Source organism: Jutongia sp., from assembly GCF_057878315.1.
Map to the genome: position 1 here is coordinate 74,773 of NZ_DBLXSO010000004.1, position 17,312 is coordinate 92,084.

At 46.4% G+C, this 17,312-nt stretch carries 17 protein-coding genes; 2 read left to right on the forward strand and 15 right to left on the reverse strand.

Annotated features, from left to right (window positions below; translation table 11 throughout):
- Positions 1–96: 96 nt before the first annotated feature.
- The 7 genes from glpK to ACZLMD_RS01755 all read right to left on the reverse strand — a co-directional run bounded on the left by glpK (position 97) and on the right by ACZLMD_RS01755 (position 7,395).
- Entirely contained in the window at positions 97–1,590 is a 1,494-nt protein-coding gene (glpK, locus tag ACZLMD_RS01725; protein WP_489495020.1) for a glycerol kinase GlpK, read from the reverse strand.
- Between the two features lie 103 nt (positions 1,591–1,693).
- Positions 1,694–3,361: a glycoside hydrolase family 36 protein gene (locus tag ACZLMD_RS01730; protein WP_489495017.1), complete on the reverse strand. Its 1,668-nt coding sequence runs from the start codon at positions 3,359–3,361 to the stop codon at positions 1,694–1,696.
- 15 nt (positions 3,362–3,376) lie between these two features.
- Complete coding sequence (locus ACZLMD_RS01735) at positions 3,377–4,204, reverse strand: class I SAM-dependent methyltransferase (protein WP_489495018.1); 828 nt, start codon at positions 4,202–4,204, stop codon at positions 3,377–3,379.
- A gap of 102 nt (positions 4,205–4,306) precedes the next feature.
- Complete coding sequence (locus ACZLMD_RS01740) at positions 4,307–4,501, reverse strand: DUF6472 family protein (protein ID WP_484104792.1); 195 nt, start codon at positions 4,499–4,501, stop codon at positions 4,307–4,309.
- A 711-nt stretch (positions 4,502–5,212) separates the two neighbouring features.
- Positions 5,213–5,578: a DUF3592 domain-containing protein gene (locus ACZLMD_RS01745; protein ID WP_484106994.1), complete on the reverse strand. Its 366-nt coding sequence runs from the start codon at positions 5,576–5,578 to the stop codon at positions 5,213–5,215.
- 92 nt (positions 5,579–5,670) lie between these two features.
- A complete protein-coding gene (locus tag ACZLMD_RS01750) occupies positions 5,671–6,669 on the reverse strand; it encodes a hypothetical protein (protein ID WP_484106993.1) in 999 nt (332 codons plus the stop codon).
- A gap of 180 nt (positions 6,670–6,849) precedes the next feature.
- Positions 6,850–7,395 (reverse strand): spore maturation protein, encoded by a 546-nt coding sequence (locus tag ACZLMD_RS01755; protein ID WP_484106992.1) that lies wholly within the window; start codon positions 7,393–7,395, stop codon positions 6,850–6,852.
- A gap of 148 nt (positions 7,396–7,543) precedes the next feature.
- On the opposite strand from ACZLMD_RS01755, the gene ACZLMD_RS01760 reads away from it, so the two are divergent.
- Together ACZLMD_RS01760 and ACZLMD_RS01765 are read left to right on the forward strand one after the other, a co-directional pair.
- Positions 7,544–8,929, forward strand: a complete 1,386-nt coding sequence (locus ACZLMD_RS01760) for a response regulator (protein WP_489495019.1) — start codon at positions 7,544–7,546, stop codon at positions 8,927–8,929.
- Positions 8,887–9,117, forward strand: a complete 231-nt coding sequence (locus ACZLMD_RS01765) for a helix-turn-helix domain-containing protein (protein ID WP_489495021.1) — start codon at positions 8,887–8,889, stop codon at positions 9,115–9,117. Before ACZLMD_RS01760 ends, ACZLMD_RS01765 begins: the two co-directional genes overlap by 43 nt.
- 64 nt (positions 9,118–9,181) lie before the next feature.
- On the opposite strand, the gene ACZLMD_RS01770 is transcribed toward ACZLMD_RS01765, so the two are convergent.
- From ACZLMD_RS01770 to ACZLMD_RS01805, 8 genes are all read right to left on the reverse strand, one after another.
- Positions 9,182–9,682 (reverse strand): CarD family transcriptional regulator, encoded by a 501-nt coding sequence (locus ACZLMD_RS01770; RefSeq protein ID WP_484106990.1) that lies wholly within the window; start codon positions 9,680–9,682, stop codon positions 9,182–9,184.
- Between the two features lie 193 nt (positions 9,683–9,875).
- Positions 9,876–10,763, reverse strand: a complete 888-nt coding sequence (locus tag ACZLMD_RS01775; RefSeq protein WP_118559716.1) for a ribokinase — start codon at positions 10,761–10,763, stop codon at positions 9,876–9,878.
- A gap of 13 nt (positions 10,764–10,776) precedes the next feature.
- The gene (locus ACZLMD_RS01780; RefSeq protein ID WP_118559715.1) at positions 10,777–11,712 is read right to left on the reverse strand and encodes a substrate-binding domain-containing protein; all 936 of its coding nucleotides are present in this window, start codon (positions 11,710–11,712) and stop codon (positions 10,777–10,779) included.
- Positions 11,713–11,729: 17 nt separating this feature from the next.
- Positions 11,730–12,725 carry an ABC transporter permease gene (locus tag ACZLMD_RS01785; RefSeq protein ID WP_482523013.1) on the reverse strand — a complete coding sequence of 332 codons (996 nt, stop codon included), beginning with the start codon at positions 12,723–12,725 and terminating at the stop codon, positions 11,730–11,732.
- The gene (locus tag ACZLMD_RS01790) at positions 12,725–14,209 is read right to left on the reverse strand and encodes a sugar ABC transporter ATP-binding protein (protein ID WP_484106989.1); all 1,485 of its coding nucleotides are present in this window, start codon (positions 14,207–14,209) and stop codon (positions 12,725–12,727) included. The genes ACZLMD_RS01785 and ACZLMD_RS01790 overlap by 1 nt, the downstream gene beginning before the upstream one ends.
- 18 nt (positions 14,210–14,227) lie before the next feature.
- Positions 14,228–14,632, reverse strand: a complete 405-nt coding sequence (gene rbsD, locus ACZLMD_RS01795) for a D-ribose pyranase (RefSeq protein WP_118559713.1) — start codon at positions 14,630–14,632, stop codon at positions 14,228–14,230.
- Entirely contained in the window at positions 14,629–15,624 is a 996-nt protein-coding gene (locus ACZLMD_RS01800) for a LacI family DNA-binding transcriptional regulator (RefSeq protein ID WP_022305345.1), read from the reverse strand. Before ACZLMD_RS01800 ends, rbsD begins: the two co-directional genes overlap by 4 nt.
- A 754-nt stretch (positions 15,625–16,378) precedes the next feature.
- Positions 16,379–17,017, reverse strand: coding sequence for a class I SAM-dependent methyltransferase (locus ACZLMD_RS01805; RefSeq protein WP_484106988.1), 639 nt, complete (start codon positions 17,015–17,017; stop codon positions 16,379–16,381).
- Between the last annotated feature and the right edge of the window lie 295 nt (positions 17,018–17,312).

Consider the following 17,312-nt stretch of genomic DNA (forward strand, 5'->3'; position numbering starts at 1 on the left):
GCAATATGCCGGATGCCAAAATGCTTTTATCAATCTATTACTTTGATCGAATCCGTTTCTGTACCGGCATTTCAAATTCCAATTCAGCTACTGTCCTTACTGCTTTGTCCAGCTTATGGCACATCCCACGGCACGTTTCCAGCCGTCGATTCTCTCCCTGCACTCCTGCTGTGTGATCTCTGGAACAAAGGCACGGCTGACACCCGCATTGCGCCGGATATCTTCGAAATCTTTCCAGTAGCCGACGGCAAGCCCGGCAAGATATGCCGCACCGAGTGCTGTCGTCTCCAGACAGATCGGACGGTTGACCGGTGTCTGGATAATATCTGCCTGCGTCTGCATCAGAAAATCATTGGCACTTGCGCCGCCATCCACCTTCAAAGCAGAAAGCGTGATGCCGGAATCGGCTTCCATCGCCCGCAAGACATCACTGACCTGATAAGCAATGGACTCCAGTGTTGCCCGGATAATATGATATTTGTTGACACCGCGTGTCAGACCGACGATCGTGCCTCTGGCATACTGATTCCAATACGGTGCACCAAGCCCGGTAAATGCCGGCACCACATAACACCCATTGGTGTCCTTTACCTTTCTTGCCATGTACTCGGAATCCTCCGCGGAGTCGATCAGGCGAAGTTCATCACGAAGCCACTGCACCGATGCACCTCCAATAAAGATCGATCCCTCAAGTGCATAATTAACCTTTCCGCCAATGCCCCATGCCAGGGTTGTGACAAGTCCGTTATCCGAAAATACCGGCTTCGTGCCAGTATTCATCAACAGGAAACAGCCTGTGCCGTATGTATTTTTCGCCTCGCCCGGCAGAAAACAGGTCTGCCCAAACAATGCCGCCTGCTGATCTCCTGCCACACCGGCGATCGGAATCTCTCCACCCAAGAATGAACTGTCCGTTTTTCCGTACAGACCACTCGATGGCATCACCTCCGGCAGCATGCACTCCGGAATATCCAATATATCGAGAATCTCCTTATCCCAGCAAAGCTCATTGATGTTATACATCATCGTGCGGGATGCATTGGAGTAATCGGTCGCGTGAACACGCCCCTTCGTCAGCTTCCACATCAGCCAGGTGTCCACGGTTCCAAATAACAACTCGCCCTTCTTCGCACGCTCCCTTGCTCCCGGTACCTGATCCAGGATCCATTTTAGCTTGGTTGCCGAAAAATACGCATCGATCACAAGACCCGTTTTGTCCCGGAACAATTTCGTAAGTCCCCGTTCCTTTAACTCATCGCAGAACTCAGAGGTTCGTCTGCACTGCCAGACAACCGCATGATAGACAGGCTCTCCTGTCGTCTTGTCCCATACGATCGTCGTCTCTCTCTGATTGGCGATTCCAATTGCATGAATCTCATTTGCACTGACCCCTATTTTGGACATTGCTTCCACGGCAACGCCAAGCTGTGTCGACCAAATTTCACTGGCATCCTGCTCCACCCAGCCGGGCTGCGGAAAGATCTGTGTAAATTCCTTCTGCGCCACAGAAACGATCTCGCCCTTCTCGTTAAATAAAATACACCGGTTACTTGTCGTTCCGGCATCTAACGCCATAATATACCCCATAATCTCTGCCCCCTGTCATTATTTTGCCAAATCATTTATCTGTCCCAAAAACCGGACAGCAACACATTCTCCATACGCAAATGCTTTCTCACAACCTTCCCTGTTCCTACAGCTTCACACGCAACTCCTTCTCACCATCCTGTCCCTGATATCGGACAATCGTATATTTGCCTTTGCGTTCCACGCTCCGCGGTGCCTCCCGCAAGGCAGATAGGCTCTGCTGCAGCGCTCTTTTCTCCTCATCGTAAGTCCCCACATCGTCCGAGGTAAAAAGCAGTCCGCCAAAAAGACCATTGACCTGCGCCAGCATTTCTTTCTGTTTCGCCGACAACCTGATATTATCATCCCGCAGCAGATACACATCCGGATCGTTCCAGAAAGCACGTCCGTTTAACTGTCTGCGATAAATCGTGTTGCCGATCGTATTCTTTGTCGATACTCTCTCCCGGTGAAGCAGCTTCTCCTTCGGAGCGCCATCCCAGTTCAGTCCCACATCCGGTCCGATTCGACAGTAATCAACCTTGCCAAACGCCGGTCCGAGCGGCACACCGCAGCCAAGGATCAGCTTATCACCGATAACCTCGCGCAGGAAATCCATCGCCTCGCACATGATCTGCCCTCTCGTCTTATACTCTGTCGGCAGCATGCAGACCGCATACAGAAAATCCAGTTTAACCAGATCAAAGCCCCACACATCAAGCACCTGATGAAAGACCTCGCGAAGATATTCCCGCACCTCTTCGTTAGACAGATCCAGCGCATAAAAGGTACTCCAGTTGCTTCCACCGCAAAACGGCTCTCCTTTCGCATCCCGTACCAGCCAGTCCGGATGCCTGCGGAAGCAGCGCGACTCCTTCTCACACACAAACGGAGACAGCCACAGTCCCGCTTTCATGCCGTATTCATGGATCTTATCGACGATCGGTTCAAGACCGTCCGGGAACTTATCCTTCTGCACATCAAGCCAGTCACCCACATACGTCTGATATCCATCATCGATCTGAAACACATCAAAGATCTGTCCCATTTCATGGACATGTTCCAAATTATCCGATATGATCTGTGCCGAAATATTCTGATAATGATTGTACCAGCTTGTATACCCTGTCATCGGTCTGCCCTTCGGCTTAGCAATGTTCATTTTCTCAAAATAGGTATCAAATACCTGATCCTCACTTCCGGTAATTTCTACGAGATCAAACGCATTCCATTCCTCAGAAATATTCACGCCCGCACAGTCCTTTTCAATTGACATCTGTCCGGCATCTGCATTGTAATAAAATACCGTAAAGCCGGAGCGTTCGCTGAGAGAACCCACAAAACGATACGTCACTCCATCCCTGAAATAACAATATGTAAATCCATGAAACTGTCCTGCTGCCGTTCCCTTCATCGTAAAAAGCGAATCACCATACCGGTCCAGATAATACTTCTCCACCATTCCGGAGGCAAACGGCGATATCGCCGGCTCCTTCTCTCCAACTGTATGCTCATGGGAATCCGTCCATGACTGATACCCGTTCATAAAGATCTGCTCCGGCTGCTTTCCTCCACGGCACTCCCATGGAAAGGTCAGTGTCACCGATTCCAATGTAAGATCCCCGACCGGCTCTCCGTATTCGTCGAACTCCTTCGGGATAATGCGTATATGCAGTTCTCCCTCATCCTCCTGCCAGCGCAGTGTAAAATACGGCTGTTCGCCGCCCTGATACATCTCTGCCGCAAAAGGCTCTCCGTTCCTGTTTCCTTTGATCAGAAAAATAATATCGTCCATTCCAAACTTCCTCCTCTACCGTATCAGTATATCCAGCGTATGTGCTCCGGCACCGATCAGATCCTGTCTCTCACAGACCGATAAATGATACTGCACAAACAGGTCAAACGTTTCCTCATCCATCGCATTTAAAACCGGTCTCATGTAATTTGCCGGGCCGTCCGGTGAAATGATCTTATATCGTTCCAGACCCGATGCCGCATTCAGTGCATCAATATCCTCAAGTCTCATGTAATCATACAGATCCTCGGGATGCGGCACACACTTAAATTTCTTCGACAATCTGCCATCCTCCAGACACTGTTTTACATTGCCGTCCCTGAAACCGTACAGAAGCACTCCGTACTCATTCATACAGTATGCCACAAGTATCCTGCCACCCGGTCTCGTCACCCGCTTCGCTTCCTCCAGTGCCTGATGCTTGTCCTCAAATGTGTACAGATGATACATCGGTCCAAACAGCAAAGTGATGTCAAAACTACTGTCCGCAAAACGGGACAGATTTAAAGCATTGCCCTGAAACGCTTTGACACTGCTTTTCTTAGATTTTAAAATGCCAAGATTATATTTGACCAGTTCTACCGCAGTAACGTCATAGCCCTCCCCGGCAAGTGCCACGCTGTAACGCCCGGTGCCGGCACCGACATCCAGGATACGAATATCCGCCGGAGTAAATGTGCCGGTATGCCCGGATCCATCTCCCGCTTCGTTCTTCTCCTTCATAACCACATCAATGCACGCATGAATATACTTCATTGACGTAATATATTCCACCCGTCCATGACGTCTGGTAAGTCTTTTATCTTCATTAAATTTATTATAATATTCCTCTAATTCTGTCATTTATTTTCTCCTGAAATATGCGAAAAAATATGTAAGGTGCGCATAGATTATATCATATTACGCCATACATGAAAGCGCAGTATCCGCTTCCGCTGCGCGATATCACATCTGATGTCGCACCACCTGATATTCATCACCGTTCCGATAATACGGACAACTGTTTCTGTGATCCGTCATAAAACGTACCATATCATCTTCATCCATATTCACATCACAGAAATACTCCTCATATTCCTCATCGTAACTGTAATTTGCACAAGTATCACATTCGTTTGACATTTCTCTCCCCTGTTCCATCTAAAACATTCTTTTCAAAAACATAACAAAAAAATTATAACCCCCACCACAAACCCCTGTCAATTTGAACTTATCATTTCCCAACAGAAAATGACCAGCTAAGACTTTCCCTTTTTCAAAATCGAAATCTGCCCATAATATTTCTTATGTACAAAAAATCAATGAAACATTTTGCCTCAAAAAACATGTTTATCCGTGAGCTGTGACTAAAAAATTGACGCAGATCAGTAGGATTTCTGAAAAGACTTTGCTTTGCAATGCTTTGATGAATACACATCCGTACGACCGAGCCCCATAGGTGGGCTCAGCTGTTTCGGACGGCACGCTTCCGCTACAACTGCACCACGCAGCGGTACATAACGCCCCAAGAATTAAAAAGATTATATATTTCTACAACTTGGGGCGTAAGTACCGGCGGGTGCAAGTGCCTCTCGAAACATCCGAATCCCACCTTGGAGCGAGTACGGAAGGATGTGTTTATCAAAAATCAAAGCAGCAAAGCAATTAGTCTTTTCGAAATCCGTAGGTGACAAGACAATTTTTTTAGTCACAGCTCACGGATTTTCGATGTATTGGCAGGCAAAATGCTATTGTAAGCAATCGGACATAAGAAATATTATGGGCGGTTTCCAGTTATTGAACCGGAAAGTCTTAGTCACAAAAAACAGGAGGTATTGCTACCTCCCGTTTCAAAGAATCATTTTTGTTATTTTACTTACTGATCAGACGAAGAATTACCATCACAAGTCCGCATACAATAAGTGCCACCGATATGTAAATATCATGGTTGTCTCCGAGAATATTTACATATTTCGCTTTGCTCGGACGATAGACAATATCTACTCTGTCCCCCTCCTTATACTTCATTTTATTTCCTTTGTCTCCGTTGGCGGCTCTGGCTTCTAACTCCTGTCCGTTATACTGAAAACGGATCATCGGAAAGTCGTAGCCGTCCATGTTGACAAAACCGCTGACAACGCCTGAAAGCTTTTCCCCTTTTCGGTCAAGATATCCCTTGAGCAGACACAAAATTCCCGCTACCAGAACAGCAACCTCAAATAAAAATTGTTTGTCCATCTTTTTCATCCTCCTCTTGTGTTATATTTGTAGTTTATACGATATCATATATCACTATCGCCCGTCAATATAATACACATAAAATCAGCAATTTAAATGCCCTGATTTTGCAGTATTATCTGTTCCAGTTCTCCCAGAAGTCTCCGCTCAAGCTCTGTCTCAAAGGAATTCGTGGAAAGCCTGTTTAAAACCTTTTGACCATCCTGAAGAAGCTTCATCGCTTCCTGCGGCTGTCCCTTACAGAAATAGGTATAATACGCCATGACACGTCTGCCGTTGCTGTCCATATCCTGCTCCAGATCTCTTCTGACCGCCTGATAATAACGGTCTGCCCGCTCCGGACTTCTTTCGATGCAACTATAATAGAAGATCATATTGTAATACACGTTTGTCAAAACGCGGATATACTGATATTCCCAGTGGCGGATAATCCAGTCACATTCCACCGCAACCTCTTTTAACGTCTCATAATCACGCTGCCACAGCTTCTGCATAAACCGGATTCCATCATACAATAATATTTCCTCTTCCGAGGCATTGCTGTACAGCTCCTGATACGGCGGCATCCAGACCTCCTCCAACGGCGTTCCCTGAGACAACTGCCGCAGCGTTTCTCTCCAGTATGCGGTCAGGTTCTTTCCATCGTTACGCAGCTTATAGAGAAGCACCCGGAAGCCACCGATAAATTCCAGTATGAAACCCGCAGCAATACCGGCAATGACCGGCTTTAACCAGGCGGTTCCGGCTCCGGTTTCTCTCCACAAACGGTACAAAATAAATTCGATCAGACCTCCTGCCACGAAATATAATAAAAGCCGAACTGCCTCCCGTATGATGTCCTCTTTTTGATCATATTCCCGATCACCGTTGGTATACAAAAACTGGCATACCGGAGAAAACTGACCCATTCTCATTTTCCCTTCCCCGTTTTCCTGACGATAATCCAAACATAAATATTTGAAATAAAGTACCTTTCCGCCGCTTAATCTTACCGTAAGCAGACAGAGCATCTGCCGCAGAAAGCTTGCCACTGACACGGCTGGCATTGCTCCAACAACAAACAAAACACCTACGTTCAAAAAATTCTTCATTTTCTCCTCCTTTGTTTCCCTCTTAACCATTTACAAATACAAAGTATAGTTGATTTAATCATATCAGATTGCAATTTGCACCACAAGCCTTTCAGGTATTTTCCGAACTGAATTTAAGCATTGGGGGGACAGAATTTTAGCATTTTCCGGGCGGGATTCAGACGCTTTCCGGACGGAATGTTACGCAATCCCCCGGCACAGCCATACGCTCGCCGCCATCCCCGCAAAGGTTGCGATGAGTGCGCCGGTCAATGTCCAGTTCATTTTCGTGACCGGTGCATGCTTTTTGTCTCCGGTTGCAATAAAATATACCGAGATCGTATAAAAAATCGTCTCCGAACAGCACATCAGAACCGATGCCAGAAATCCCTCATGGGAATCGGTTCCAAATTTCTTATAAATATCAAGCAGCAGACCGGTGGCTGCCGAGGAGGAAACCATTTTGATCAGAGAAAGCGGCACCAGCACCGCCGGGAAATCCGCCTTCTCCGCTATCGGTGCGATCCGGGTGGAAAGCATTTCCATAAGCCCCGACGCCCGCAGGATCCCAATCGCCATCATCAGACCGATCAGCGTTGGCAAAACCTTAAGTACTACCTTGAAGCCGTCCTGTGCACCCTTGACAAAAGCTCCGAAAATATCGGTATGGCTGCACAGCCCATATCCTACAATGTAAAATATTACAATGGGTATCATGAAATTCGATAAATATAATAGAAACTGCACGAAAACCTATCCCCTTTCTTGCAAATCTCCTCCCAAAAAGTTATAATAATGGGAGGCTCATTTTTCAAACAAATATGAGTTGTAAATATATATTCTGCAGAAGTGTCTTTTATTCAGGCATGCAGGATCAGAAAGGTTTGGTAAACACATGAATACCGTTTTTATTGCGGATGACGAACTGATTATACGTCAGGGTTTAAAATGTATTATCGATTGGGAATCTCTGGGATTTTCAATTATTGGCGAAGCATCCAACGGCATTGATGCATTAGATTATATTGTCCGGGAACAGCCCGATCTGGTATTGATCGATATCCGGATGCCGGGGCTTCTCGGTGTGGATGTTGTGAAGCAGGCACGCGGCAAAGGCTTTGAGGGACATTTTATTATCCTGAGTGGTTTTACGGATTTTAAATATGCGCAGGCAGCGATCCGCTACGGCGTTGATTTCTATCTGACAAAGCCGATCGATGAGGACGAGCTTTTGGAGGCGGTTGAATCACTGAAGACAACGCTTGAGGAGCAGAGCCGTCAGTCCGGAACCTGGCAGCATTACCGCCAGAAGGCGCATGGTATGATCCTTTTGGATATTCTTACAGACAAGGCTGATTTTGACCAGATCAACATTGATGACATGCATCTGAATGCAGATCAGTATCAAGTTGTTATCTATGAGAAATACAGTCACAACGCAACACAGATGTCCTATCGTTTTGCGGATCTGTTAAAGGTTACCAATGAGATGAACAGCTCGTATGAGCAGATCACAATCGACGACAACGAAATCCTTCTGCTCAAGGGAGAATTTACACTTCACAAGTTCCAGCAGTTTCTGGAGCATTATGAGCGTGAACAAAAACCACAGAAGGATTCTCCTCTTGATTCCCTGTTCATCACCTACGGCAGACCGGTCCGGGATATCCGTGAGGTTCCTGTTTCCTATCAGGAAGCGCTTCGTCTGCTGCAGCGCCGCTTTTTCTGCGAGCACCGCCAGCACACGATCGGCTATGACCAGCTTCCAAAACAGGATGAAGAGCATATCTTCCAGCTTACTCCGGAGGTGTTACAGTCCTATTGTGAATCACTGATCGGATATATTCAGGCAGCAAAGCGCAATCAGATGGCAGAAATGCTTCATGAACTCGAGGGCAAGCTCTATTCCTGTGATGAGGACATTCCACAGATCAAACTTTTTCTGACAGATCTGTATCTGTCCATCAAGGAAAAGATTTTCCATCTGTACCATAATGCGGACATACCTTTTCCGAGTAACGCCGAGATCATTGAGTTTATCAACGACAAATATTACCTCTATGAGATCGTGTTGTTCTTCACAGAGCAGTTTGAAATGATCATCCGCACCATCGGCAATCCTTCCAGCGAGAGTGTGATGGATGATATCATTCATTATATCGAGCACAATTATATGGACAATATCAAGCTGGAGAATATCGCACCACTTTCGGCTACAACAGCTCTTATCTTGGCAAGATCTTCACCAAAAAGGTCGGTCAGGGCTTCAATGTATTTGTAGACAAGATCCGTATTGAACATTCCAAGGATCTTCTGGTCAACAGCTCCCTGAAGGTCTATGAGATCGCCGAAAAGGTCGGTTACCGCAACGTGGATTATTTCCACACGAAATTCAAGAAATATGTCAAACAAAGCCCGGCAGAATACCGCAAGCAGATGCGTCAGCCGGATATGGAAGCAGAGCACTGATCAGAATACGCCCTGTATGCTTCTTCGCTTTTCAGGAAAACAAAATATGTTGTATTTCCATTTATTATTTGCGTATTTTGGATGCAATATAATCTCCGATCTGATCGACCTCCATATCCAGCGCATAGGCAAGCTCCTCGTAAAGCAGTTCCTCTGCCTGATGAAAATAACGCTCATCAACTGCAGCAACCTTCTTGCCCTCGTCGACCCGTTCCTTTTTGTGCAAATAGATCGTTTTAATGATACGGACCAGCTCTCTGCAGTCGCCGCTGCGTACTGCTTCCTTATACTGACTCTCCCGTTCCTTCTCGTTGCCGATCCAGATGGTTTCAAGCTGTGGAATCTCCTCCACCAGCTCCTCCGCTTCCTTTCCGGTCAGAACCAGTCTCATCGGCAGCTTCACATTATCCACCGGCACATATACCAGAGAATCCTTCTGATATACCGGTCGCAGCGTATAATATTTCTTCTTACGATCCGCTACTGACATAGATAATCTGCCTACCGCCGTCACCTCGCACACTCCATGTGTACCATACATAACACTATCATTTACCTGATACATATTTCCCTCTTTTCATGAAACAATGACTTCAAAATCCAGATACTTTAACAAAGACGTTCCATCCCACCATAGATAAGCCGGAAGTCCCTGTATATCGAACTTCCGGCAATTGATATCCGCTTTAGATCTGTATTTATTATAACATATTTTAAGTATTTTGTAAGGGTTAATTTCAGAATAAATGATAGTTTTTTTATTGCTGCAGTGCCTCCTGTACCTCACTGCGGTACGGAATGGATGGAACCGCCCCCTCTCTGGTAACAGCAATGGAGGATGCTTTTGCGCTCATTTCCAGAATCTTCTCAATCGGCATGCCCTCCACAAGACCTGCCAGAAAATATCCGGTAAATGTGTCACCGGCTGCTGTCGTATCAACCGCCTGCACCGGGAAGATCGGCTGTTCATAGCGTTTCCCCTGCTCTCCGTAAACAGCGCCGTCCTTACCAAGAGTGAGCACGATCTTTGCCTTTGGAAATCTGTGGCACATTTCTTCGAAAATCTCCTCCGGATCTGTCAGACCCGTGATCTGTCCGCCCTCAATCTCATTGAGGAGAAAGATGCTGATCTTGTCCATGTTCACTTCTCTTAATCGGTCATCAAACGGCGATGGATTCAGGGCGATCTGCATACCCTTCTCATATGCCTGATCGACCATATAGGCGATATCATTTACTTCATTCTGCAGAAGAAGAATGTCTCCGTCCTGAAAATGGGACAGAACTCCATCGACATATTCATGTGTCAACTTCTGATTGGCACCGCCGTAAAGAAGAATACAGTTCTGCGCCTCCTTGTCGATCTGTATGATCGTGTGGCCTGTTTTTCCTTCGATCCGGCAGATATACCGACTGTGTACACCATACTCTTTGCAGGCGTCCAGAAACGCCTCGCCATCCTCGCCGATCATGCCGCCATGATAAACCTCTGCGCCCGCTTTTGCCAGTGCGATCGACTGGTTGATACCTTTGCCTCCCAGAAATATATTCATTCCCTGACTGCTGATCGTCTCGCCCGGCTGCACGATATGATCCACACGGTAAACATAATCCAGATTCATTGAACCAATATTTAACACCTTCATCGCGTCCACCTCCTTACTTGTCGACAGTGTCTTTTGTGATCAGTGTCACCTCAACCGGGATCTCCTTCGGAATACTCTCACCCTTTGTCAGCCTGATCGCATTTTCTACTGCTGTAGATCCGATCAGATCCGGCTGCTGTGCGATCGTAGCACCCATTCTGCCCTGCCTGATCGCTTCGATTGCATCGTCCGTTGCATCAAAACCAACCACAAGCACATCCTTTTTCGCACCGGAAATCGCCTCAACAGCTCCGAGTGCCATCTCATCATTGCCGGCAAATACCGCCTGAATGCTGCTGTCCGCCTGAAGCATATTCTCCATAACGGTCATTCCCTGTGTACGGTCAAAATCCGCCGTCTGGCTTGCAACAACCTTTAATTTCTTGTCGGCAATATTATGGAAGCCCTGGCTTCTGTCAATCGCCGCAGATGCGCCGGAGGTTCCGACAAGCTCTGCTGTTTTCACGTTTTCGCCCAGAGTGTCCACAATGTACTGTGTCGCAAGTTCGGCACCTGCTACATTATCGGATGCGATCTGACAGTCAATGTCCACACCGTTTACAACACGGTCAACGGAGATTACCCTGACCCCCTTTGCAATCGCTGCCTCAACGGCTCCGGTCACAGCATCGGAATCGACCGGATTCACGATCAGCACGCTGACATTTTTGGATACCAGATCCTCGATATCGCTCACCTGCTTTGTTGCATCATCGCTGGCATCTACCACGGTCAGAGGCACGCCTGCCTGCTTTGCTGCTTTCTTTGCACCCTCCGCCAGTGTGACGAAAAACGGATTATTCTGTGTGGAGATGGACAGTCCGATCGCACCACTTGCTCCGGACGCTTTCGAACCTGTGCTTCCACCCTCACCATCGATCACAATACCACATCCGGCAAGGGAACATATCATTAACATACTCAATAATAAACTTACCAATTTTTTCATGCTGTATACCTCCTGTCTTACCGTTTACGATCTGACAATACTGCTACCAGAATAACAACCGCTTTGATCACTTCCTGATAATATGTGGAAACTCCCAGAATGTTGAGTCCGTTATTCAGGACAGCAATGATCAGTACACCGGCGATCGTTCCAACAATCTTACCACGTCCACCACTCATGCTTGTACCGCCAAGTGCAACCGCCGCAATGGCATCCAGTTCATATCCCTCGCCCAGTGTCGGCTGTGCGGAATCGACACGGGAGATCATGATCAGACCTGCAAGGGCAGACATAAAGCCGGAAATGGAATAAACAGCGATACGGATCTTGGTTGTATTGACACCAACCAGCTTTGCACATTTCTCATTACTTCCTGTTGCATAAATTCTTCTTCCGAAGGTGGTGTGATGCAGTACAAAATAGAATACCAGAAGGAAAAGGATCAGAATGATCGCCGGGATCGGAATGGAGATCATGTCGTTTGGTCCGAATACAAAACTTCCTTTTCCAAGCACCTTAAACAAAAATGCACCTGACTCATTTTTCACGCTGGCTGCCAGTCTGGAAACCGGCTTTCCATCGGTGATGATCAGTGCCAGTCCACGATATGCCGTCATCGTGATCAGTGTTGCGATGAACGGCTGAAGTCTTCCCTTTGTTACAAGAACACCGCTGACCATGCCGAGCGCCGTACCAGCCAGAAGAGCGATCAGAATTGCTGCCGCTGCAGGAATGCCATGGATCATAAGTTCTGCGCAGATGATCGCGCTTAATGCAAAGGTTGATCCAACGGAAAGATCAATACCATCCGATAAGATTACACATGTCATACCAAAGGCGATCAGTCCGTTGAAGGATGCCTGTCTGAGCAGATTCAAGAAGTTGCTGCCTGTCCGAAATTCCGGACTGACACAGCTGATCACAATGACGAGCAGTACCAGTGCAATATAAGCTCCATATTCTCCGATCAGTGTGCCGATATTTAATTTATTTTTCTCATTATTTTTTCCCATTATAATGTACCTCCCGTCGCTAAAGTCATTATTTTCTCCTGGTCAGCTTCCTTTCCATCCAGAATGCCTCGTACCTCACCCTCGCGTACCACCATAATGCGGTCACTCATGCCAAGTACCTCCGGAAGCTCTGAGGATACCATGATCACTGCCACCCCGAGGGACGCCATCTGATTGATCACATGATAGATTTCTTTCTTGGCACCGATATCGACTCCTCTTGTCGGTTCATCCAGGATCAGTATCTTCGGATTGGTTGCGATCCATTTTGCAAGAACAACCTTCTGCTGATTACCGCCGCTTAAGTTATCACATTCATGCCATGGTCCAAAGCATTTGATCCGAAACTCTTCAATCTCCTTATGAACCAGATCCTTTTCTTTGCGTTTGGATAAAACGCCTTTTCGTGAAACCGCTTTCAAATTCACGATCTCAATATTATCCGCAATGCTTTTCTCTAACAGAAGTCCCTCTGTTTTACGGTCCTCTGTGATAAATCCGATGCCTGCCTTGATCGCCTGCTCCGGATTTTTGATCTTAACCTTTTCACCATCAATGTAAATACTGCCGCGATCCCTGGCGATACAGCCAAACAACGCTCTCATGATCTCTGTCCGGCCGGCCCCCATCAGTCCGGCAACACCGAGAACTTCACCGGCTCTGACCTCAAAGGATACGTCGTGGAACAGTTTTTCCTTTGTCAGTCCCTCCACCTTTAAGACAACATCACCGATCTTTGCATCTCTTTTCGGAAAACGCTCGCCGATCTCTCTTCCGATCATCATGCGGACAACGCCATCCATGTCGATCTTGCTGATTTCTTCGGTGCCAATATAGGTACCATCGCGAAGAATCGTGATCCGGTCACACAGTTCAAAGATTTCTTCCATTCGATGAGAAATATAAACAATGGAAACACCCTTTTCCCGCAGCGATTTCATGACCTTAAATAAGGTTTCTGTCTCACGCTCTGTCAGTGCTGCTGTCGGCTCATCCATGATCAGAACCTTTGCGTCTACCATCAGTGCCTTGCAGATTTCAACCATCTGCTGCTGTCCTACGGACAGATCGGACATCACAGCATCGACCGGGATCTGCACCCCCATCCGTTCCATGACCTCCTGAGCCTTGCGACGCATTGCCTTTTTATCACAAATTCCAAAATGTTTTGTGATCTCCTTTCCCATAAAGAGATTCTCCTCCACGGTCAGGTCGAACAGCACATTTAACTCCTGATAAATAAATACGATACCGGCTTTCTCTGCCTCCTGCGGTGATTTGAAATGAACCTCCCTGCCATCGATCGTTATGGTTCCGGAATCCTTTTTGTATACTCCGGTCAAAATCTTCATCAGGGTCGATTTTCCGGCACCATTTTCGCCCATCAGTGCATGTACTTCACCATCCTCCAGAACAAAACCGGCGTCCTTAAGCACCTGATTGGAACCGAACGATTTATTAATCCCTTTCATCTCGATTTTCATGAATGCTCACCCCCTTTTCTACCCAAAAATACAACCCGACTGCAGAATGATATTGGCATATGGTGTTGTCTCTCCGGTGCGTATCACTGCCTTGCATTCCCTTGTCTGTTTCTTAAGCTCTGTATGAGATACAAATACGGTCTCAAGCTCCTGTCCTGCAAACAGCTCCTTGATCTCTCCGAGTACCTTCGGGTTTTGCTCCCTGATTTCTTCTGCCAGAACGATCTTCTCAACCTTCATGTCCTTTGTGATGACACGAAGCACATCCATAAATGACGGAACGCCAAACTCGAGTGCAAGATCAATCCGTTCCACCTCTTCCGGGATCGGAAGCCCGCAGTCTCCGACGGCAATGCAGTCTGTGTGTCCCATGTAAGAAAGAACTCTGGAAATATCACTGTTTAAGATGCCCTGTTTCTTCATTGATGATCAGCTCCTTTCATTTCTTTTGTTGTCTCCCGGACGATCAGCTCCGGTGAAAATATATATTCTTTATAGCTTTTGGTTTCTTTTTGCAGCAGCATATTGACCGCCTTGATGCCCATTTTTTTGATCGGCTGTCCCACTGTGGTAAGCTCCGGCGTCATCAGATGCGCCAGGGCGATATTGTCATAGCCGATGAGCTGGATGTCCTCCGGAACGCGAATGTTCCTGCGGCAAAGCACCTTATAAATAGAGATTGCAACCATATCATTGCAGGCAATAATGCCATCCACATCCGGAAACTGTTCTAACAGCTTCTGTGTCATTTCAAGACCTTCATGAAATGAATAGTCACACTGTATACTATGCTCTTTAATGCCCTGTTCCATACATACATCCTGATATCCTTTGTAACGCTCGCTGGCACTGGAAATCCGGTCAAGACCTCTGACGCATACAATACTCTTGCATCCGCAGTCGATCAGATGCTGTGCTGCCATTCTGCCACCCTCATAATTGTCGCAGTGGATATAGCCGCCTGCCGTGTTCCTGGAAACAGCCCGGTCAATTGCAACGATCGGCGTTTCACAGTTTTCTATGATCTTCTTCAGTCCTTTGTTGCTGGTTGTCAATACGATGCCGTCCACATTCATGGAGGTGAGCATGGAGATCGCTGTCTTCTCCTTTTCGACATCTCCGCCGGTGTTGCAGATCGTCATACGGTAGCCGTGCTGGTTAGCCGTATGCTCGATTGCACTGGACATCTCCGCGAAAAACGGATTCGTGATACTTGGAACGATCACACCGATCGTTTTGGAAGATTTCTTAAAAAGAGATCTTGCCACCTCATTCGGCGTGAAACCGCTTTCTTCGATGGCTTTTAAAACACGATCCTTTTTCTCTGCATCTACATTCGCTGTTCCGTTGATCACTCTGGATACCGTGGAGGGGGAAACCCCTGCCAGCTTTGCCACTTCTCGAATACTTGCCATATTATCCCTCCGTTTTGTGCTTTTTCACTTTTGAAACCCGTTTCATGATGGTTTCATTATATCATTTTGTCATTTAAAGTCAATATGAATTCCATCGCTTCATGTATTTCCAGCAAAAAGCACAAAAAATCACGATGAGCTCGTTAATTTCACCGTGATTTTTGTATATTATGTTCAATCATTCTATTGAGACAAGCTTCGCACATTCGGTATGTGGCGGCACCCATCCTATTTCTTATGTCTCGTAAATGTTATTAATTGATTTTTGCCTCTGAATTTAAATAACTCTGGGAGAGTGCTCCTGAAAATTGTCTTGTCGTTCTACGGTTTTCGAAAAATCTAAATACTTTGCTGTTTCGATGTTTGATGAACGGTTCTTCCCGTACTCGCCTCCGGGTGGGATTCAGATGTTTCAAAGGGCACTTGCGCTCGCCACTACTTGCATCCTGCTTTATAGGATGCTATGTAGTGCTGCGTAGCGCAATGTAGCGGGAGCGTGCCCGCTGAAATAACTGAGCCCACCCGAGAGGCTCAGTCGTCCAGACACGTATTTCATCGAAACATTGCAAAGCAAAGATTTTTCAGAAAACCTAACGATCTGCGTCAATTTTCAGGAGCACTCTCCCAGAGATTTCAAAAATCTATATGGCAAAAATCACATCTACACTCCAGTCATAAGAAATAGGATGAATGCAATCTGATAATTGGTGTGCGAAGCTTGATCCATTTCCAATCGAGGTCATTCATCTCATTTTTATTTTCTTACAACGCAGTGCATTCTCATCCTCGTGCGAAACTCCAGCTTCTCTACGGTCAAACCTGCGTTCTTACAGCATTCTGCAATCAATTCCTTTGTTGGAGGCGTGACGTCTCCGTGACCACACAGATTGGCAAGCGGCAGCTCGATCTTATCCATAAACCACAGCACAAGCTTATTTTCGCTTGTTAAATCGCGGAGGATCAGTCGTCCTCCCGGGCGAAGACATCTCTTAACACTGTTAAAGAATGCCTGCGGGTTCGGATAATGATGGAAGCTGTTGGAGCATATGATCGCATCAAATGCATTTTCCTCAAACGGAAAGTTCTCACAGTCTCCCACTACAAAAACGGCATTGGGAATATGCTTCAGCTTTGCCTGTTCAATCATCGCAGGTGTCAGATCAAGTCCAGTGTAATGACGATCCGGATACTTTTCTGCCAGCAGCGAGATCATCGGAGCCGGTCCGCACCCGGCATCCAGCAAATCCTGAAACGGTTCCTGCTCCAGTTCTTCCAGAATTTCCGGATAATCCTTCTTGCATATTTCATAAATGCCGGCATGGTTCCCCTCATACTTGGCTGCTGCTTTTGTAAATTCATCGATCGATAACTTTTTATATTGCTCGTCCGTCATAATTTTATCCTCCGTCATTTTCAAATCTAATCATTGTTAGCTATAACTAACCACGGTATTAGAATACTCTCTTTTGAAGAAATTTGCAAGTTCTATGATTCTTATTATTGCTAACTAAGATTTTCCATACCAAGGACAAAGATCAACCTATAATATTTCTTATGTCCGGTTGCTTACAATGGCATTTTGCCTGTCAATGCATTAAAAATCCGTGAACTGTGACTAAAAAATTGTCTTGTCACTTACGGATTTCGAAAAGACTAATTGCTTTGCTGCTTTGATTTTTGATAAACAC